Raw genomic sequence first — 20,133 nt, 5'->3', positions numbered from 1 at the left:
GTGGCTTAACCTCTTTTACGTCGATAAGCAGGTGTATTTTGCGGTTTTGGCGTCGCTTCCTGAAGCGCCATCACAACACTTGCGAACTCTTTCATCACCCTGCGGTAGACATCGCGTTTAAATGAAACCACTTGCCGGACCGGATACCAGTAACTTACCCAACGCCAGCCGTCAAACTCAGGAGTGCTGCTGGTTTGCATATTGATTTCCGCGTCCCCGCTCATCAACTGCAAAAGAAACCACTTTTGTTTCTGGCCGATACACACCGGCTTTGTATCCCAACGCACCAAACGTTTCGGTAACTTGTAACGCAACCAGTTGCGAGTAGAGGCAAGGATTCGCACATCTTTACGGCTTAACCCTACTTCTTCAAACAGTTCCCGGTACATCGCCTGTTCTGCTGATTCTCCTGGATTTATCCCACCCTGTGGGAACTGCCAGGAGTGCTGACCAAACCGCCGGGCCCACATCACTTGCCCCTGACGATTACAAATTACGATACCTACATTTGGGCGGTAGCCATCGTCATCAATCACCGGACTACCTCAACATAAACCTTATATGAGAATGATTGTTTCACACTCCTGACAGACGGTAAACCACTGAGTTACGGCGGTGTGCATCTAATAACAATTGAATAACTCACAGTTAAAGACAAAGTTATAAACAGACACTCACCCATTCGGGCGATTTTATTCACCTTTTCTGTGGATAGAGTTGTGAAGAAGTACGGAATTACTCCGGGAAAACCCGGAACAGTCTGAATAAACGGACAAGAGGGTGAAAAAAATATTTTCTTTTATTCATGAGGTTACTGGCTCGCTTTAGCGATAACCAGGCAAAAAGGTGATAGCCATCACACTGACGTTCCTCAGGCTGATGAAAGATCGAACAGCGCCGACTTTATCCACAGATTGTGCCAATAAGTTAAACACAAATTGTGTGAAAATTCGATTTTTGTCGCACGTCAAGGCTGTAAATGGAAACAGTAGTTGGGGTTTTTCACAGTTATCCCATCTTTCTGTGGATAACATGGTGTAAGATCCTGTTTAAATTCAGTGACCAGAAATGGAAAACCCATTCTTATGTTGCGCAACACGTGACGTCAGAAACTAAAAACCAATATAAATCATGACATTGAATATGACATGTGGAAAACGATAAACTTCTTTCTCACGGTATAAAATCCTTGTTCATTTTTTCACCTAAGGTGTAACGCCATGTCCGGACTCCATCCTTTACGCTTTCCACCGAAATCTGAAGCCCTTCTGCTCCAGCAAGCGCAGCAGCTTTCGGGCTATTCGCTGGGCGAACTGGCGGCGATGGCAGGTATTGTTGCGCCGAAAGATCTCAAGCGGGACAAAGGCTGGATCGGCGTATTACTGGAACTCTGGTTGGGGGCCAGCGCCGGAAGTAAGCCTGAACAGGATTTCGCCGCATTAGGCGTCGAATTGAAAACCATTCCTGTGGATAGCCTCGGCCGGCCGCTTGAAACCACTTTTGTCTGCGTTGCACCGCTGACCGGAAACAGCGGCGTGACGTGGGAAACCAGTCACGTACGACACAAACTGAAGCGGGTACTGTGGATCCCGGTAGAAGGCGAACGCAGCATTCCCCTCGCGCAGCGGCGGGTGGGATCGCCAGTACTGTGGAGCCCTGATGAAGAAGAAGACCGTCAGTTACGGCTCGACTGGGAAGAATTAATGGACATGATTGTGCTCGGTCAGGTTGAACGTATCACTGCCCGCCATGGCGAATTTTTACAACTACGACCGAAGGCGGCAAACGCCAAAGCGCTCACCGAGGCGATCGGCGCCCAAGGCGAGCCAATACTGACGTTGCCGCGTGGTTTTTACCTGAAAAAGAACTTCACGCGCGCCCTGCTGGAACGCCACTTTTTGTTACAACAGCGTTAGACTTTCGCCTTGTGTCCGGGAAGCATATAATTAGCGTTTCTTTTTTTGGCAGGACTTTGTTCAATGTTATTTGCATGGATAACCGATCCTAACGCCTGGCTTGCGCTCGGTACGTTGACGCTGCTGGAGATCGTGCTTGGGATCGATAATATTATTTTCCTCTCACTGGTGGTTGCAAAACTCCCGACTGCGCAACGCGCGCACGCCCGTCGTCTCGGTCTCGCAGCGGCGATGATCATGCGACTGGCGCTGCTGGCCTCCATCGCCTGGGTGACCCGGCTGACCAATCCGCTGTTCGAGGTGTTTGGTGAAGCCATTTCCGCCCGCGACCTGATCCTTCTGCTCGGCGGATTGTTCCTGATCTGGAAAGCGAGTAAGGAGATCCACGAATCCATTGAAGGTGAAGAAGAAGGGGTGAACATGCGCGTCAGCTCCTTTCTGGGGGCCATCGTGCAGATCATGCTGCTCGACATCATCTTCAGTCTGGACTCGGTGATCACGGCGGTTGGCTTGTCCGATCATCTGTTCATCATGATGGCGGCGGTGGTAATTGCCGTTGGCGTAATGATGTTTGCGGCGCGTCCTATAGGCGAGTTTGTCGACAGGCACCCGTCCGTGAAGATGCTGGCGCTGTCGTTTCTGATACTGGTGGGCTTCACCCTGATCCTGGAAAGCTTCGACGTTCACGTGCCGAAGGGTTATATCTATTTCGCCATGTTCTTCTCGATTGCGGTTGAGAGCCTGAACTTGTTGCGAAACAAAAAGAACCCGCTGTAATTGTCCTTTTCGCTCCCTGCGGGGAGCGAACCTCTCCCCTTTTCTCCTCTCAGATTAAGATTTTCCTGCTTTTCCTGCCCACAACTTCAGGTTATTACTAGACTGTTATCAGACGCAGGCCACGTGAGGATAAATGGATGAAAAAATGGGCAGTGATAATTTCCGCAGTAGGACTGGCTTTTGCTGTTTCCGGTTGTAGCAGCGATTATGTCATGGCGACCAAAGATGGTCGGATGATCCTGACCGACGGGAAACCCGAAATTGATGACGATACCGGTCTGGTGAGCTACCACGACCAGCAGGGCAACGCCATGCAAATTAACCGCGACGACGTTTCTCAAATCATTGAACGTTGAAGATTGAGGTCAGCCGCGCTGCTGGCCTTAACAATTTTTCTTCCCTTTTTCCCTTCCCTCAGCCATTTTTATAATCCTTATGTCGTGATTATAAAAAGGAAACGGCTATGCAATATCACCGTATACCCCACAGCTCGCTTGAAGTCAGTACACTGGGGCTGGGCACAATGACGTTTGGTGAACAAAATAGCGAAGCCGACGCACATGCACAGCTCAACTATGCCGTCGCCAACGGCATTAACCTGATCGACGTGGCCGAAATGTACCCGGTCCCGCCACGCCCGGAAACCCAGGGGCTTACCGAAACTTACGTCGGAAACTGGCTGGCCAAATATGGCAATCGAGAAAAGCTGATTGTCGCCTCCAAAGTGAGCGGCCCGTCGCGCAATAATGACAACAGTATTCGCCCGAATCAGGCACTGGATCGTAAAAACATTCGTGAAGCGCTGCACGACAGCCTGAAACGTCTGCAAACCGATTATCTGGACCTTTACCAGGTTCACTGGCCGCAGCGCCCCACCAACTGTTTTGGCAAACTCGGCTATAGCTGGAGCGACGCCGCCCCGGTGGTGTCGCTACTGGATACGCTGGATGCGCTGGCCGAGTTCCAGCGGGCGGGCAAAATCCGCTACATTGGCGTCTCGAATGAAACGGCCTTTGGCGTGATGCGTTATCTGCATCTGGCGGATAAGCATGATCTGCCGCGCATTGTCACCATCCAGAACCCTTACAGCCTGGTCAACCGCAGCTTTGAAGTGGGGCTGGCGGAAGTGAGCCAGTATGAAGGCGTCGAACTGCTGGCCTATTCCTGCCTGGGATTTGGCACGCTGACCGGTAAATACCTGAATGGCGCGAAACCTGCCGGTGCGCGCAATACACTGTTTAGCCGCTTTACCCGCTACAGCGGCGAGCAGACGCAAAAAGCCGTGGCGGCGTATGTCGATATCGCCAGACGGCATAACCTTGATCCGGCGCAGATGGCGCTGGCGTTCGTTCGTCGTCAACCGTTTGTTGCCAGTACACTGCTGGGCGCCACCACCATGGAACAGCTGAAAACCAACGTCGAGAGTCTGCATCTCGAATTAAGCGAAGAGGTGTTGGCAGAGATTGAAGCGGTGCATCAGGTTTACACCTATCCTGCACCGTAACAGAAGCGCGCCGGAGGAATTCCGGCGCGTTGATTATGCCTGGCGGCGCTGCCAGATCCACAGCGCCGCTATCGCCAGCGCAAACAGACCGCCAAAACCGATACCCACGGCGACAACCGGAATTCCTACCCACACCGCCAGCGAGTAGAGCCCCAGCATCAACAGCATCGCGCTGTTCTCACCGAGGTTCTGTACCGCGATCGCATTACCCGCCCCGACGCTTTTTTTACCGCGCTCCTGCAACAACGCATTCAGCGGCACGACAAAGAAACCGCCCAGCACACCGATCAGCATCAGTAGCGCATAGGCAGGCAACAGCGCGTGTTGCAGAGAAAAAATAAGCACCACGACGCCAATCAGGATCCCTGCTGGCATACAACGCACCACGGTATCCAGCGTGACCAGTCTGGCAGCAGCTCCGGCCCCGGCCACAATACCGATCGCGACCATCGCGTTCAGGTAGGTTGGCGTGGCGTTATCGGTAATGCCTAACGCCACCGGTACCCACAGGACCAGCAGAAAACGCAGCGTGACTCCCGCCCCCCAGAACAGACTGGTGCCCACCAGCGAAAAACGCGTTTCGCCGTTGCGCCACAGTGAAACGCAGGCACAAAAGAAACTGCGTGTCATTTTCATCAGATGCCAGGACTGCCCAGGACGAGCAGCAGCCAGCTTGGGAATAGACAGGTTCGCCACCACCGCTCCGGCGTAGGCCAGCGCACAGACAACCAGCGCGGCAATAACATGCCAGTCGGCCAGCACGCCGCCCGCCACCGAGCCAAGCAGAATCGCCGCAATCGTGGATGCTTCCATCAGGCCGTTCGCTTTCACCAGCTTATCGCCGGTCGTCAGTTCCCCCAGAATGCCGTATTTGGCCGGCGAGTAAGCCGCCGCGCCAATCCCCACCAGCGTATAGCCGATAAACGGATTGAAGCCAAAACAGATCGTTGCCGCCCCCAGCAGTTTCAGGCCGTTGGCGAACATCATCACCCGGCCTTTGGCAAAGCTGTCAGCGATCTGCCCCACAAACGGCGCAAACAGGATGTACGCGCCCACAAACACCATTTGCAGAATCGGCTGACTCCAGTCCGGATAGAACTGTTCCTTCAGCAGCGCCAGCGTGGCAAACAACAGGGCGTTATCGCCAAACGCAGAGAGAAACTGCGCCGCGATAACCGACATCATTCCTTTCGACCAGACAGAGGTATTGGTATGTACTGACTCAGGCATTTTGTTTTTCCGGATCATCAACCCAACTTTTCAGCATCACGAAATCCGGCTTACCGCTGCCGAGTAACGGGAGTTGCTTCAGGTAACGGATATCGCGCGGCACCGCCAGTTCTGGCACGCCGTGCGCACGGGCATACTGCTGTAATACATCACGCGTCAGCTCGCTATCGGTGGTAAAGAGCACCAGCGCTTCGCCTTTGCTGGCATCGCTCTTGATCGCCGTCGCGTGCATTTTTTCCGGCGACACGCCGAGCGCCAGTTGCTCAACCATCTCCAGAGAGACCATTTCACCGGCAATTTTCGCAAAGCGTTTGGCGCGTCCCTGAATTTGCACGAATCCTTGCTCATCAAAGCGCACGATATCGCCGGTGTCATACCAGCCGCGCTCCAGTTCCCCGGCGGCGTTTTCCGCCACCGGCACCTCCAGTACGCCCGGTTTTTCCACGCGCAGATAACCGTTCATGATGTTTGGCCCTTTCAACTGCAAACGACCGCCCTCTTCAATACCCGGAATCGCCAGCAGACGAGCGTCCATGCCGGGCAGGATCCGCCCAACGGTACCTGGCTTCGCCGCCATCGGGACGTTAATCGAAACCACGGGCGCACATTCCGTTACGCCATAGCCTTCGAGAATCCGCAGACCAAACTTATCCTGCCAGAGCTGTTTTGTACTCTCCTGGAGTTTCTCCGCTCCCGCCACCACATAGCGCAGACGATAGAAATCATACGGATTGGCAAAACGCGCATAGTTGCCGAGGAACGTGGAGGTACCGAACAGCACCGTGCAGTTCCGGTCATAAACCAGTTCCGGCACAATGCGGTAATGCAGCGGGCTGGGATAGAGGAACACGTCAGCGCCGGTGAGCAGCGGCGTAAAAAGCCCTACCGTCAGACCGAACGAGTGAAACAGCGGCAGTGCCGACATAAAACGGTCATTGGCGGTGAAGTCAGCAATGGTTTTAATCTGCTCGACGTTAGCCAGCAGGCTCTTGTGGCTATGCACCACCCCCTTGGGATGACCTTCGGAACCCGAGGTAAAGAGGATCACCGCCGCCTCTTCCGGCTGCTGCTTGACCTGCGCCCGATGCGGCATCAGCAGGTGCGCAAAGATCCACAGTTTGTCCGCCGTGGTCACATCGGCTTTGAGATCTTCCAGATAGACCCAGCGAACCTGCGTCAGTTGCTCCGGCAGGTGCCAGAGTTTGCCTTTATCCAGGAACTGGCGGGAGGTAAAAATGGTTTTGATTTCCGCAGCGGTGATAGCGCTGGTCAGCCCTTTGACGCCCGCCGTGTAGTTCATCATTGCCGGGATACGACGGCGAGACACCGCGCCGAAAATCACCGCCGCGCTGATCGCGGCATTGGGCAACATCAGGCCAATTTTTTCGCCTTCCGCGCTATATTTTTCCAGAATACGCCCGACAAAAAGCGTCTTAGTGAGCAACTGTCGGTAGCTGTCCGGCTTGAAGTTGATGTCTTCGATACAGTGCTTGCCCGCGCCATAACGGTACTTCGCCGCCAGCAGCGATTCATACAGCGTTTCGCGCGGACGCACCGCCATCCGTGCTTCCATCATTTTCTGATGCAGCATTTCACCGGCGATTTTACGGCGATCGCGCGCGCGCGGCGCATCGGGCATAGGCAGATGAGTGGGTGGTAAAACATGCAGGTGGATCCGCGGGAAGAAGCGGCGTTTCACCAGCCCTTTCAGGCGGCTGAAATGGGTGAGTTCTGCACCTTCAATCCGCACCGGCACCAGCGTCGCGCCCGATTTCGCGGCGACAAATCCGGCGCCGTCGTAAATTTTCATCAGCGAGCCGCTCACCGAAATGCGCCCCTCCGGGAAAATCACCACCGGGCGACCCTGCTCGATCAGTCGAACCAGATGTTTAATCGCCATCGGCTTCGTTGGGTCGAGCGGCACAAAATCGATCAGCGAGGTTAACCAGCGCATGTACCACTGTTGACTAATCGAGGTGTAAACCGCAAACACCGGACGTACCGGTAGAAATAGCGCCAGCAGAATGCCGTCGATAAACGAGACATGGTTGGGGGTGATTAAGACGCGTTCTCCCCGCAACGCCTGCATATCCCCCGTCACGCGTACCCGATAGAGCACGCGGCACAGGTTACGGAAAAAGCCAAATAACATTTCAACTCCCTTTGCGCACGATTCGGTAAAATAATGGTGGCAGATTACACGAACAAGGCAACAGGAGCGACAGTAAACTCGGGGCGAAAAAAAACCTGCGCATCCGCGCAGGTTGGTGCAAGAGACAGGGTACGAAGAGCGTACCGAATAATCTCACCAATCAATACCTCTGGGATCTTGATTGTGGTCTGTGCATGACCGCTTCGCCAGCGCGAAAACGCAAAGGAATGAAGGGAAATGCAACCAGTTGTGTAAATTCTCGCTTACTGTTACAGATTGCCGAAATAGTAAAAAAAAACCTGCGCGACTGCGCAGGTTGGTGTAATTCGTGTGCTCAACCCGAAAGTTGACTTCACCTATCAATACCTCTGGGATCTCAACTTTATCAAGCAGCCAGGAAGCGTCGCCAGCGAACAATCGCAACAGCCCTTCGCAAAGTGTAACTAATGGTTTGCATCATTCGATTTTTGGCGTAATTCCAAGGATTTTGCTCACATTTGCCGCGTCGCAACAGGCAATCTGCTTGAACCAGCAGCCGTTTTCCGTAACACTGACAGAATGTAAGCGTTTACCCACAATAGGTACTGTCATGGCGACCATAAAGGATGTAGCCCGACTGGCTGGTGTATCAGTCGCCACCGTTTCCCGCGTCATCAATGATTCCCCCAAAGCCAGCGAGGCGTCGCGCCTGGCGGTGGCCAGTGCGATGGAGTCGCTCAGCTACCATCCCAATGCGAATGCGCGCGCGCTCGCACAGCAGTCCACCGAAACGATTGGTCTGGTGGTTGGCGATGTTTCTGACCCTTTTTTCGGCGCGATGGTGAAAGCCGTCGAACAGGTCTCCTATAACACCGGCAATTTTTTACTGATTGGCAACGGCTACCATAATGAAAAAAAAGAGCGTCAGGCAATCGAGCAGCTTATTCGTCACCGCTGCGCGGCGCTCGTCGTTCACGCCAAGATGATCCCGGATGCCGACCTGGCATCATTAATGAAGCAAATGCCCGGCATGGTGCTAATCAACCGGATCCTGCCCGGTTTCGAACAGCGCTGTGTGGCGCTGGATGACCGCTACGGCGCCTGGCTGGCGACCCGTCATCTGATCCAACAGGGCCACACGCGCATTGGCTACCTTTGCTCGAATCACTCTATTTCGGATGCGGAAGATCGTCTCAAAGGCTATTACGATGCTCTGGAAGAGAGCCATCTCCCGGTCAACGATCGCCTTGTGACGTTTGGCGAACCGGACGAAAGCGGCGGTGAGCAGGCGATGACCGAACTGTTAGGCCGCGGCAGAAACTTCACCGCGGTGGCCTGTTATAACGACTCCATGGCCGCTGGCGCGATGGGCGTGCTAAATGATAATGGTGTGGACGTCCCGGCAGAGATCTCGCTGATAGGCTTTGATGACGTGCTGGTTTCGCGCTACGTTCGTCCGCGCCTGACCACCGTGCGTTATCCTGTCGTGACAATGGCGACACAGGCCGCAGAACTGGCGCTCGCGCTGGCGGAAAAGCGCCCGCTACCGGATGTCACCCATGTTTTCAGCCCTACCCTGGTCCGTCGCCATTCCGTGACGACGCCAGCGGAGCCGGGCAATGCGTCATCAAACGAGTAATCAGGATCGCGTCATGATAACAATGCTGGATGTTTCCCGTCGTGCCGGTGTCTCGAAAGCCACCGTTTCTCGTGTGCTGAACGGCACCGGTCAGGTCAAAGAAAGTACGCGTCAGAAAGTGTTTAAGGCGATGCAGGCGCTGGATTATCGTCCGAACTTTCTGGCCCGCTCGCTGGCGAACCGAACCAGCAACAGCATTGGGCTGGTTGTGTCGACCTTTGATGGCTTCTACTTTGGCCGCCTGCTACAGCAGGCCTCGCGGCAGACTGAATCTCACGGCAAGCAGTTGATTGTGACCGATGGTCACGATACGCCGGAGCGCGAACAAGAAGCGGTGCAGATGCTGGCCGATCGGCAGTGCGACGCCATCATTCTCTACACCCGTTACATGAGCGAAAAAGCGATCCTCGCGCTGGCGGATTCGATCACGATGCCGTTGATTATCATTAACCGCGATGTCAGCCTGGCCCGCGAACGCGCCATCTTTTTTGAACAGGAAGACGCGGCATTTCAGGCGGTGGATTATCTGATTTCGCAAGGACATCGCGAGATAGCCTGTATTACCGTACCTGGACACACCCCGACCGGGAAGTCGCGTCTGATGGGCTATCGCAAGGCACTGGAAAAAAACGGTATCGACTGGGATCCGGCGAAGGTGAAATATGGTGATTCCAGCATGACGCGCGGCTATGACGCCTGTAATGAACTGTTGCAGGAAGGGGTAACGTTCAGCGCCCTGTTTGCCTGTAACGACGACATGGCGCTGGGTGCGTCGAAAGCCCTGCACCAGGCCGGGCTTAACATTCCGCACGATGTCTCGCTGTTTGGGTTTGACGATGCGCCGAGTGCAAAATGGCTTGAACCGGGATTGTCGACGGTTTATCTCCCCATCGACACAATGATCACCACAGCCATCGACCAGGCGATCCGTATGGTCAATGGCGAAGAGGTTGAACCGATCCCGCCCTTTACCGGCACGCTGGTGTTGCGTGATTCGGTCACCACCGGGCCGTATTTTAAGGCATAAATCGTAACGCTATCTGCGCAACGCAAGGCCTGATGGCGCTTCGCTTATCAGGCCTACTAACGACGGCAACTCCGCAGCTCGGATAAGCCGCCGCCCGACAAGGAATCAAAACACTTCCAGCGCCAACAGCTCTTCAATGGTCTGGCGACGGCGAATCAGTCGCGCCTGACCGTTGTCAAATAACACTTCCGGCAGCAGCGGACGGCTATTGTAGTTCGACGACATTGAGGCGCCGTAGGCACCGGTATCATGCAACACCAGATAATCGCCCGGCACCACCGCTGGCAGCGCGCGGGTTTCCACCTTGCCGCCCTCCTGCTGGGTAAAGACGTCGCCGGATTCACACAGCGGTCCTGCGACAACCGTGTCGACCCGCGGCGCGTTCTCCAGTGAACGACCATCCGCCGCCAGCGCGGTAATATGGTGATAACTGCCATACATTGCCGGGCGCATCAGATCGTTAAAGCCCGCATCCACCAGCACAAAATGACGACTGCCCATCTGCTTCACGCTGCGTACCTGAGTGACCAGCACGCCTGACTGAGCGACGAGAAAACGTCCTGGCTCAATTTCCAGCTTTACGTGATGCCCCAGATGACGGGCGATCTGCTCGCGCGCGGCATTCCACAGACCAAAGTAATGCCGGGTATCCACCGCCTCTTCGTCATCGTGATAAGGGATCGACAGACCGCCGCCGGCGGAGATCGCCTCCAGATCCTGGCCGAAATCCACCACCTGACGCACCATCGCGCCGCACACTTGCTCCAGATGACCATAGTCAACACCTGAACCAATATGCATGTGGATACCCACCAGCTTCAGTTGATGGCGCTGCATCACCGCCAGCGCCTGCGGCAAATCGGTATGCCAGATACCGTGTTTGCTGTTTTCGCCGCCGGTATTGGTTTTCTGGCTGTGGCCGTGACCAAAGCCCGGATTAACGCGCAGCCAGACGCGATGGCCCGGAGAGACCTGTCCAAGCTGATCGAGCATATCAACGGAACCGGCGTTGACCGGAATGCGTAATTCGCTGACGCGGGCCAGGGTGGCGTTATCAATCACATCGGCAGTAAATACGATGTCATCCGAATGCGTTTGCGGATCATATCCCGCCGCCAGCGCACGCTCAATTTCGCCTAACGATACGGAGTCCACTTTAACGCCCTGTTCACGCATTAAGCGCAGAATATGAATATTGGAACAGGCCTTCTGCGCGAAGCGCACCACATCAAACTGTTGCAGTGCCGCAATCTGACGACGGATGATCTGCGCGTCGTAAACCCAGACCGGGCAACCAAATTCGGCTGGCAACCTGAGCAGGTTTTCTGCGGTGAGATCGGTATCGGTGCAATACAGTGAATGAGGCATAACAGGCTCCGGACATGACGTTTTTTATGATTACGCCACAGTACGAAGAGAATAAAAAATATCGTTTTATACCGACTCTATGCAAAAATGATATGGTTTTAATCCTGCGAGGTGATGATGGCTGCCGTTAACTTACGTCATATTGAAATCTTTCATGCGGTCATGACCGCCGGAAACCTGACCGAAGCCGCGCGGTTGCTGCATACGTCACAGCCCACCGTCAGCCGTGAACTGGCGCGCTTTGAAAAAGTGCTGGGATTAACGTTGTTCGAACGTACGCGCGGTCGCCTGCATCCGACGGTTCAGGGGTTGCGTCTGTTCGAAGAAGTCCAGCGATCCTGGTACGGGCTGGACAGGATCGTCAGCGCAGCGGAAAGCCTGCGGGAGTTTCGCCAGGGGGAACTGTCGATAGTCTGCCTGCCGGTCTTTTCGCAGTCGCTGCTGCCCACGTTGATTCAGCCGTTTCTCGCCCGCTATCCGGACGTCAGCCTGAATATTGTCCCGCAGGAGTCACCCCTGCTTGAAGAGTGGCTTTCTGCCCAGCGCCACGATCTGGGGTTGACGGAAACACTGCACACGCCTGCCGGTACTGAACGTACGGAGCTCTTCTCGCTTGATGAAGTCTGCGTGCTGCCGCCGGGGCATCCGCTGGCGGAAAAGTCAGTATTAACGCCGCAGGATTTTCAGGGGAAGAACTACATCAGCCTGTCGCGCACGGACAGTTACCGGCAACTGCTGGACACCCTGTTTAATGAGCACGACGTTAAACGGCGGATGGTGGTGGAGACTCACAGCGCGGCGTCAGTGTGCGCCATGGTGCGCGCCGGAGCCGGTCTTTCGGTGGTAAACCCGTTCACCGCTCTGGATTATGCGGCGAGTGGCGTGGTGGTGCGCCGTTTCAGTATTTCCGTGCCGTTTACCGTCAGCCTTGTGCGTCCCATCCACCGACCCGCCTCCGCGCTGGTCGAGGCCTTCAGCCATCATCTGCAAACCCGCCATCACCTCCTGGTGACAGCGCTGGAGCAGATCCTCGGGCCGGTTACGACAGCATAAACGTCACGGCGTCTGCGGCATGGATCGCGGCGGTGTCAAACACCGGGATCGGGCTACGCTCCACCGGCACCAACAGACCAATCTCCGTGCAGCCAAAAATGACGCCCTCAGCCCCCTGTGCCGCCAGGGCTTCAATCACTTCCACATAGTACTGACGTGACGCTTCGGTAAACTGTCCGAGGCAAAGCTCATCAAAGATGACCTGGTTGATCGTCGCCCGCGCATCCGCATCGGGTATCAGGCACTCAATGGCAAACTGTTGTTCCAGGCGGCCGCGATAAAAATCCTGCTCCATAGTGTAACGCGTTCCCAACAGCGCAACCCGGCGCATTCCCTGCGCGGAGATGACGCGCCCGGTCGCATCAGCAATGTGTAAAAAAGGCAGCGAGCAGCGCGATTCAATGGCCTCCGCCACGTTGTGCATCGTGTTGGTACATAAGACGATCCCTTCCGCCCCCGCCTGCTGCAGCCCGATCGCGGCCTGCGCAAGAATGTCTCCGGCTTTATCCCACTCACCGCGACTCTGGCACGCTTCGATCTCGTGGAAGTCAACGCTGTGCAACAGCAGACTCGCAGAATGAAGCCCACCCAGTTGTTGTTTGATCCCTTCGTTAATTAACCGGTAGTACGGGATGGTCGATTCCCAACTCATCCCGCCCAACAAGCCGATCGTCTTCATTACCTGCTCCTTCATCAGTGATTTACAGCAGTGAAGCAAACTTGTGATCAAGTTTCCAGTTCATTTGATCTCCCATTTTCTTTGCCACGCACCTGAGTTAGCTTTAATGAAACATTGTTTCAAACAATAGGATCCCACATGTTTGTTTTCCATAACGAGACGACGCTTGACGATCTGGGTAATGGCGTCACTCGCCGTATCCTCGCGCATAACGGCAAACTGATGGCTGTCGAGGTTAACTTTGAGCAAGGGGCGATTGGCCCGCTGCATCACCATCCACATGAACAACTGACCTACGTGTTATCCGGTGAATTTGAATTTACTATCGGTGACGAGAAGCAGGTGGTACGCGCGGGGGATACGTTGTATAAGCAGCCAAATATCGTTCACGGCTGTGTCTGCCTGAAGCCGGGAACACTGCTGGATACCTTTACGCCGGTTCGCGAAGATTTTCTCAACGCCTGATTTCAGCAATAAAAAAACCCTGCGCGAAGGCAGGGTTTTGTCAGCAAGCGGGCGCGAATTAACGTGCCAGCCAACCACCGTCAACCGCCACGGTATAGCCGTTGATATAATCAGATGCGCTGGAGGCCAGGAAGACCACCGGCCCCATCAGATCGCTCGGCAGACCCCAACGTCCTGCCGGGATACGGTCGAGGATTTCAGCGCTACGCTGCTCATCGGCGCGCAGTTGCTGGGTATTGTTGGTCGCCATGTAACCCGGTGCAATCGCGTTGACGTTGATGTTGTGCTTCGCCCACTCGTTCGCCATCAGACGGGTCACCCCCATTACGCCACTTTTGGAAGCCGTGTAAGACGGGACGCGGATACCGCCCTGGAAGGAGAGCATGGAGGCGATATTGATGATTTTGCCGCCGTTACCCTGTGCGATGAAGTGTTTGGCCGCCGCCTGCGACATAAAGAACACGCTCTTGATGTTCAGGTTCATCACGTCATCCCAGTCTTTTTCGCTGAAATTGATCGCGTCTTCGCGGCGGATCAGACCCGCGTTGTTGACCAGAATATCGATATGGCCGAACTCAGCAACCGCACGCTCCAGCAGTGCCGGGATCCCGTCGATCTGACGCAAATCGGCCGTCAGACTCAAAAAACGACGGCCCAGAGCGGTCACACGCTCGATGGTTTCGGTCGGTTCAACGATGTTAATCCCGACGATATCACAGCCCGCTTCCGCCAGACCGAGCGCCATGCCCTGGCCCAGACCGGTATCACAACCGGTCACGACAGCGACTTTACCTTCGAGAGAGAATGCATTCAAAATCATTGTAAATCCTTAGTTTTTCATACCTGTCACGGACAGGCGTTATGAGCGCCCGCGACTAACGCAGATCTTTCACCGCAACGTGGTCCATATCATCAAAGACCTGGTTTTCACCGACCATGCCCCAGATGAAGGTATAGGCTTTAGTGCCCACCCCGGAATGGATCGACCAGCTTGGCGAAATGACGGCCTGCTCGTTATGCATAACGATATGACGCGTTTCCTGAGGCTGCCCCATCATATGGAAGACACAGGTGTCTTCTTCCATATTGAAATAGAAGTACACTTCCATACGGCGTTCATGGGTGTGGCACGGCATGGTGTTCCACAGGTTGCCCGGTGCCAGTTCGGTAAGGCCCATACTCAGTTGGCAGGTTTCCAGTACATCCGGCACGAAATATTTATTGATGGTGCGGCGGTTGCTGGTGAGATTGTCACCTAATGTCACAGGCGCAACATCAGCAGGCGTCACTTTTTTGGTGGGATACGTGGTATGCGCCGGTGCGCAGTTATAATAGAACTTGGCTGGCGTTGCGCTATCGACGCTGGCGAAAACCACTTCTTTCGCCCCTTTGCCAACATACAGCGCATCGCGGTGGCCGATCTCATAGCATTGACCGTCGACGGTGATAGTGCCCGCGCCGCCGATGTTGATCACACCCAGTTCTCGACGTTCCAGAAAATAGGTTACGCCAAGCTGTTTACCGACTTCACCGCCAACGGAGACCGTTTTTGCCACCGGCATAATGCCACCGACGATGATGCGGTCAATGTGGCTGTAAACCATCGTGTATTCGTCAGCCACGAACACTTTCTCAACCAAAAACTCCTTGCGTAGCCCCTGGGTATCCAGTGTTTTGGCGTGCGCGCTGTGAATACTTTGTCTTACGTCCACATTTACCTCCAGTGATGTACTGAGCGGGAATCCCTCAACGGAGAGCGAAACGCTGTTCCGTTTTACGTTATGCGCCCATGATAGTCTTCCGGGGATCCGTTTTCAATTACAAATAAAACATCGTTTCACTTTTTCTGCGTCTTATTATCAAAAGTGTAATTCCGATCACGATCGATTCATTCCGTGATTAAGAGCAGGAGGAAAATGGTATAGAAAAACAAGGAAATAGGCGCTATCCCTAAGTTTGCGATGCCCTGACTTGCGGGTAAATGGCTGTCAGTTCATTCGCTTAACGCGAAAATAAGAAGGAAGGAGAAACAAAACGCAGCCATGCCGCCATGATTATCGTGCGGCATAACGGGGGGAGTGAAGAGGAGAGAAAAAGAGGCGTTAATCGCGCTCAATGGCTAACGCCACGCCTTGCCCGCCGCCAATGCACAGCGTTGCCAGACCTTTGCGGGCATTACGTTTGACCATTTCGTGAACCAGAGAAACCAGAATACGACAGCCGGAAGCGCCAATCGGGTGGCCAAGGGCAATCGCGCCGCCGTTGACGTTCACCCGTCGCTCGTCCCATTCCAGCATTTTGCCGACCGAAAGCGCCTGGGCGGCAAACGCCTCATTTGCTTCAATGAGATCCACATCGGCCAGTTGCCAGCCGACCCGCTCCAGACAACGGCGAGTGGCATACACGGGGGCGATCCCCATCAACGCAGGATCCACGCCGACGCTGGCAAAGGCGCGGATGCGCGCCAGCACAGGCAGGTTCAACTCCAGCGCTTTGGACTCGCTCATCATCATTACCGCTGCCGCGCCATCGTTTATAGAAGAGGCATTGCCGGCGGTTACCGACCCCTGCAGTTCAAACGCCGGATCCAGACGCGCCAGGCCTTCTGCGCTGGCATCCGTACGCGGCTGCTCATCGGTATCAATGATCACGGTTTGCCCATTACGCTGGGTGGTGACCGGGACGATTTCCGCTTTAAAGCGACCAGCATCGATGGCCGCGCGTGCCTTTTGCTGTGAACTGAGCGCATACGCATCCTGCAGTTCCCGGCTGATGCCATATTCACGCGCCAGATTCTCTGCGGTCACACCCATATGGTAATCATTGAAGGCATCCCACAGGCCGTCGTGTACCAGGCTGTCGACGAGCTGGCTGTTGCCCAGTTGCGCGCCGGTTCGGCTGTCGGTGAGTACATGTGGCGCACGGCTCATGTTCTCTTGCCCACCGGCAATCACAATATCCGCTTCACCGCACTGGATCGCCTGCGTGGCAAGATGCAGCGCTTTCAGCCCCGAGCCGCAGACGTCGTTAATGGTGATAGCAGAAACCGTGTTCGGTAATCCCCCTTTGATCGCTGACTGACGCGCCGGGTTTTGTCCCGCCCCCGCCGTCAACACCTGTCCGAGGATCACTTCATCAACAACATGCGCATTCACGCCGCTGCCTTCAATCAACGCTTTGACCACCATACTGCCCAGTTCAACGGCAGAATGACGCGCCAGCGTCCCCTGAAAACAACCAATTGGCGTACGCAACGCCCCGACGATCACCACCTCTTTCATTACGACCTCAGCGCAAAATAACACCGCAATAGTAGAGGATTGTTAAAAATAGTTATCCTGATTGTTTAAGAAAGGTGAGTTTTATCACAAAGGAAATCGTTATCACGCCTCTCAGCCCGGGACACTGCCTTGCTGTAAATGGTATCTCAGCCAACTCCCTGCCACACCGGGCGGGGATTTTTTGTTCCAGAGCAGATCGATAGCGATCGCTTTCGGCCATCCCGGGACAGCCAGCTGCACCAGCGGTTTTTCCGCCGCGAACTCCTCCACCAGTGCACACGGAAGCGCGCACCAGCCAAACCCCTGTACCGCCATACTCAACAACAACAAATAGTTCGGCGCAGACCAGACCGGGCCTCGGGCAAGCTGGGCACCATGGTCGATATAGGTGTTAAGGCGCAATTCACGCCAGGTATGCAGTTGATCCCATTGCAGTTTCTTCTCTTTCGCCAGCGGATGGGACGCGGCAACGTAAAGTCCCATCCACGTTTGCATCGGCAAGCGCGTCGCACCGATATCGGTGGGATAGTGGTCTCTGGCTTCAATCAAACCAACCTGCGCCCGCTCTTTTTGCAGCAGATCGATAACGTCCACATCCTCACCAATCAGACATTCAAATTCGGTATGTGGAAACTGGCGATCAAACTGCACCATCAGTTCCTCCAGCACGTCGGGGTGTAACGTGTCGGAGAGCACAAACGTCAGACGCGCTTCGGTTTCGCCAGCCAGCGAAAGCGCCACCTCATCAAGACGTTCGCTGGCCGACAGAATCGCCTGAACGTAACCAAGTACTTTCTTGCCTTCTTCCGTTAGCACCGGCTGACGCGAAGAACGGTCAAAAAGCGAAACGCCAAGATCGGCTTCAAGGTGAGCGATCGCCGTGCTAATGGTGGACTGACTTTTCCGCAGTCTGCGTGCCGCCGCCGAGAAAGAGCCACAGGAAACGGTCTCGACAAATGCGGTTAAGGCTTCAGGTGAGTAACGCATGAACTATCTACTTTATCGATGGATACTATCTTTTAGATATCACATAAAACGATAAAATTCCCCCTATTCCGTTATCCGGGCGTTTTCAAGAAAGGTAAGTTATGCAACACAATGCAGTTCAACGTCGTTCATTACTGGAGCGTGTCTTTCACGCCGTCTGTTTTGAAGGGATCGCTACGGCGATCCTGGCTCCCACCACGGCCTGGTTGATGCAACGATCGGTGCTGGAAATGGGCGGACTGACGATCCTGCTGGCGACCACGGCGATGATCTGGAACATCATCTACAACGCGCTTTTTGACCGTTTCTGGCCTTCACATCTGGTGAAACGAACAGCGAAAGTGCGCGCGTTTCACGCGCTGGGGTTTGAAAGCGGCTTTATCGTCATCGGCGTGAGTATCGTGGCGTATGTGTTGAACGTTAGTCTGATACAGGCCTTTACGCTGGAGATCGGCTTCTTCCTGTTCTTCCTGCCCTACACCATGTTCTATAACTGGGCTTATGACACGTTGCGCGTACGCGTCGTGAAGCGTCGCGAACCGCGCGTGACTGCCTGATAACTCACACTTTTGCCGGAATCCACGCGGTTCCGGCAAAACCTGTTGCCCCCCTTCTCCCGTTCAGTTCTCACGCCCACCCGCTCATTTATGGTAAATTGCGCTTCTTTTTGTTTATTTTATAGTTGATACGTTCACGAAATGTCGAAATTTTGGTCAAAAGAAGAGACGCTCTGGAGCTTTGCGTTATATGGAACTGCCGTGGGCGCAGGAACCCTGTTTCTCCCCATCCAGCTTGGCTCCGCGGGCGCGATTGTCCTGTTTGTCACCGCTCTGGTCGCCTGGCCTCTCACATACTGGCCGCATAAAGCGTTATGTCAGTTCATTCTCTCGTCGAAAACCTCTGCGGGAGAAGGGATCACCGGTGCAGTGACGCACTATTACGGTAAGAAGATCGGCAGCCTGATTACCACGCTGTACTTTATTGCCTTTTTCGTGGTGGTTCTGATTTATGCCGTCGCCATCACCAACTCCCTGACAGAACAGCTCGCCCGCTATCTTGAGATTAGCCTCGGCATCCGCATGGGAGTCAGCCTTGGCGTGGTATTGATCCTGAACCTGATTTTCCTGATGGGCCGCCATGCCACCATACGAGTGATGGGCTTTTTGGTGTTCCCGCTGATCGCTTACTTCCTGTTTCTCTCGCTATATCTGACCGGCAGTTGGCAACCCTCTTTGCTTACCGGACAAATGGCGTTCGATCAGCACACGCTGCATCAGGTATGGATATCAATTCCGGTGATGGTTTTTGCTTTTAGCCATACGCCTATTATCTCTACGTTTGCCATCGACAGACGTGAGAAATATGGTGAGCTGGCCATGGGTAAATGCAAAAAAATCATGAAGGTAGCGTATCTTATCATCTGCTTAAGCGTGCTGTTCTTCGTCTTTAGCTGCCTGCTGTCGATTCCGCCATCGTACATCGAAGCCGCTAAAAATGAAGGTGTCACCATTCTTTCGGCCTTATCCATGATGCCTGCCGCCCCGGCGTGGCTCTCGATTTCAGGTATCATCGTCGCCGTGGTGGCGATGTCGAAATCCTTTCTCGGCACCTACTTTGGCGTCATCGAAGGGGCAACCGAGGTGGTCAAAACTGGTCTGCAACAGGTTGGGGTGAAGAAAAGCCGGGCCTTTAACCGCGCCCTGTCGATCATGATGGTATCGACCATCACCTTTATTATCTGCTGCATCAATCCGAATGCGATCTCGATGATTTACGCCATCAGCGGGCCGCTCATTGCCATGATTTTGTTCATTATGCCGACCCTGTCGACATACCTGATCCCGGCGTTAAAACCGCACCGTTCGTTCGGCAATCTGGTCACCCTGATTGTCGGCCTGCTGTGCGTGTCCGTGATGTTCCTTGGCTAATACTGGCGTAAACGGCTCGTCCGGGCCGTTTACTCACTACTACGGCATAATAACGAGGGGGCGCCAACCGTCGTAAAAGCCCACCCTTCCCGATAGCGTTTAATCGATAGCGAGAAAGAAGCGCGCTCAGTGAGATAAAGCGCAGGCG

General features: G+C 54.5%; 19 protein-coding genes. 10 read left to right on the top strand and 9 right to left on the bottom strand.

Features of this window, described 5'->3' with window-relative positions; translation table 11 throughout:
* Window positions 1–5: 5 nt before the first annotated feature.
* Entirely contained in the window at window positions 6–536 is a 531-nt protein-coding gene (gene rppH / locus JTI98_RS09110) for an RNA pyrophosphohydrolase (protein WP_042999471.1), read from the bottom strand.
* A 684-nt stretch (window positions 537–1,220) separates the two neighbouring features.
* Here rppH and mutH point away from each other — a divergent pair.
* The 4 genes from mutH to JTI98_RS09090 all read left to right on the top strand — a co-directional run bounded on the left by mutH (window position 1,221) and on the right by JTI98_RS09090 (window position 4,197).
* Window positions 1,221–1,916: a DNA mismatch repair endonuclease MutH gene (gene mutH, locus JTI98_RS09105; RefSeq protein WP_042999469.1), complete on the top strand. Its 696-nt coding sequence runs from the start codon at window positions 1,221–1,223 to the stop codon at window positions 1,914–1,916.
* A 63-nt stretch (window positions 1,917–1,979) separates the two neighbouring features.
* Window positions 1,980–2,693 carry a TerC family protein gene (locus tag JTI98_RS09100; RefSeq protein WP_042999468.1) on the top strand — a complete coding sequence of 238 codons (714 nt, stop codon included), beginning with the start codon at window positions 1,980–1,982 and terminating at the stop codon, window positions 2,691–2,693.
* Window positions 2,694–2,830: 137 nt separating this feature from the next.
* Window positions 2,831–3,049, top strand: a complete 219-nt coding sequence (gene ygdR / locus JTI98_RS09095) for a lipoprotein YgdR (RefSeq protein WP_000758655.1) — start codon at window positions 2,831–2,833, stop codon at window positions 3,047–3,049.
* 107 nt (window positions 3,050–3,156) lie between these two features.
* The gene (locus tag JTI98_RS09090; protein ID WP_042999467.1) at window positions 3,157–4,197 is read left to right on the top strand and encodes an NADP(H)-dependent aldo-keto reductase; all 1,041 of its coding nucleotides are present in this window, start codon (window positions 3,157–3,159) and stop codon (window positions 4,195–4,197) included.
* A 33-nt stretch (window positions 4,198–4,230) separates the two neighbouring features.
* Here the strand turns inward: JTI98_RS09090 and lplT are convergent, their stop codons facing one another.
* Window positions 4,231–5,427 carry a lysophospholipid transporter LplT gene (gene lplT, locus JTI98_RS09085; RefSeq protein ID WP_044254177.1) on the bottom strand — a complete coding sequence of 399 codons (1,197 nt, stop codon included), beginning with the start codon at window positions 5,425–5,427 and terminating at the stop codon, window positions 4,231–4,233.
* On the bottom strand, window positions 5,420–7,579 hold the full coding sequence (gene aas / locus JTI98_RS09080; RefSeq protein ID WP_058587057.1) for a bifunctional acyl-ACP--phospholipid O-acyltransferase/long-chain-fatty-acid--ACP ligase: 2,160 nt from the start codon (window positions 7,577–7,579) through the stop codon (window positions 5,420–5,422). Before aas ends, lplT begins: the two co-directional genes overlap by 8 nt.
* A 589-nt stretch (window positions 7,580–8,168) precedes the next feature.
* On the opposite strand from aas, the gene galR reads away from it, so the two are divergent.
* Complete coding sequence (gene galR, locus JTI98_RS09075) at window positions 8,169–9,197, top strand: HTH-type transcriptional regulator GalR (RefSeq protein ID WP_042999464.1); 1,029 nt, start codon at window positions 8,169–8,171, stop codon at window positions 9,195–9,197.
* 13 nt (window positions 9,198–9,210) lie between these two features.
* Entirely contained in the window at window positions 9,211–10,224 is a 1,014-nt protein-coding gene (locus JTI98_RS09070; RefSeq protein WP_054176872.1) for a LacI family DNA-binding transcriptional regulator, read from the top strand.
* Between the two features lie 105 nt (window positions 10,225–10,329).
* On the opposite strand, the gene lysA is transcribed toward JTI98_RS09070, so the two are convergent.
* Complete coding sequence (gene lysA, locus JTI98_RS09065; RefSeq protein WP_216082160.1) at window positions 10,330–11,592, bottom strand: diaminopimelate decarboxylase; 1,263 nt, start codon at window positions 11,590–11,592, stop codon at window positions 10,330–10,332.
* A gap of 117 nt (window positions 11,593–11,709) precedes the next feature.
* Here lysA and JTI98_RS09060 point away from each other — a divergent pair, with 117 nt between their 5' ends.
* The gene (locus JTI98_RS09060; protein WP_216082238.1) at window positions 11,710–12,645 is read left to right on the top strand and encodes a LysR family transcriptional regulator; all 936 of its coding nucleotides are present in this window, start codon (window positions 11,710–11,712) and stop codon (window positions 12,643–12,645) included.
* On the opposite strand, the gene JTI98_RS09055 is transcribed toward JTI98_RS09060, so the two are convergent.
* Window positions 12,632–13,324, bottom strand: a complete 693-nt coding sequence (locus tag JTI98_RS09055; protein ID WP_216082159.1) for an aspartate/glutamate racemase — start codon at window positions 13,322–13,324, stop codon at window positions 12,632–12,634. The genes JTI98_RS09060 and JTI98_RS09055 overlap by 14 nt on opposite strands.
* 138 nt (window positions 13,325–13,462) lie before the next feature.
* Between JTI98_RS09055 and JTI98_RS09050 the strand changes: the two genes are divergently transcribed.
* The gene (locus tag JTI98_RS09050; protein ID WP_042999460.1) at window positions 13,463–13,789 is read left to right on the top strand and encodes a cupin domain-containing protein; all 327 of its coding nucleotides are present in this window, start codon (window positions 13,463–13,465) and stop codon (window positions 13,787–13,789) included.
* A gap of 58 nt (window positions 13,790–13,847) precedes the next feature.
* Here JTI98_RS09050 and kduD read toward each other — a convergent pair whose 3' ends face one another.
* From kduD to JTI98_RS09030, 4 genes are all read right to left on the bottom strand, one after another.
* Window positions 13,848–14,609 (bottom strand): 2-dehydro-3-deoxy-D-gluconate 5-dehydrogenase KduD, encoded by a 762-nt coding sequence (gene kduD / locus JTI98_RS09045; RefSeq protein ID WP_042288962.1) that lies wholly within the window; start codon window positions 14,607–14,609, stop codon window positions 13,848–13,850.
* Window positions 14,610–14,664: 55 nt separating this feature from the next.
* Complete coding sequence (kduI, locus tag JTI98_RS09040) at window positions 14,665–15,501, bottom strand: 5-dehydro-4-deoxy-D-glucuronate isomerase (protein WP_042288966.1); 837 nt, start codon at window positions 15,499–15,501, stop codon at window positions 14,665–14,667.
* 390 nt (window positions 15,502–15,891) lie between these two features.
* Window positions 15,892–17,070: an acetyl-CoA C-acetyltransferase gene (locus tag JTI98_RS09035; RefSeq protein ID WP_216082158.1), complete on the bottom strand. Its 1,179-nt coding sequence runs from the start codon at window positions 17,068–17,070 to the stop codon at window positions 15,892–15,894.
* Between the two features lie 111 nt (window positions 17,071–17,181).
* Window positions 17,182–18,057 carry a LysR family transcriptional regulator gene (locus JTI98_RS09030; protein WP_044254164.1) on the bottom strand — a complete coding sequence of 292 codons (876 nt, stop codon included), beginning with the start codon at window positions 18,055–18,057 and terminating at the stop codon, window positions 17,182–17,184.
* 101 nt (window positions 18,058–18,158) lie between these two features.
* Between JTI98_RS09030 and JTI98_RS09025 the strand changes: the two genes are divergently transcribed.
* Together JTI98_RS09025 and JTI98_RS09020 are read left to right on the top strand one after the other, a co-directional pair.
* Window positions 18,159–18,614, top strand: a complete 456-nt coding sequence (locus JTI98_RS09025; RefSeq protein WP_042999456.1) for a multidrug/biocide efflux PACE transporter — start codon at window positions 18,159–18,161, stop codon at window positions 18,612–18,614.
* Between the two features lie 141 nt (window positions 18,615–18,755).
* Window positions 18,756–19,985 carry an amino acid permease gene (locus tag JTI98_RS09020; RefSeq protein WP_216082157.1) on the top strand — a complete coding sequence of 410 codons (1,230 nt, stop codon included), beginning with the start codon at window positions 18,756–18,758 and terminating at the stop codon, window positions 19,983–19,985.
* Window positions 19,986–20,133 lie beyond the last annotated feature (148 nt).

Source organism: Citrobacter sp. MGH 55 (genome assembly GCF_016906145.1).
In the GTDB taxonomy this organism is placed as follows: Bacteria; Pseudomonadota; Gammaproteobacteria; order Enterobacterales; family Enterobacteriaceae; genus Citrobacter_A; species Citrobacter_A amalonaticus.
This window is presented reverse-complemented; position numbering and strand designations above follow the sequence as displayed.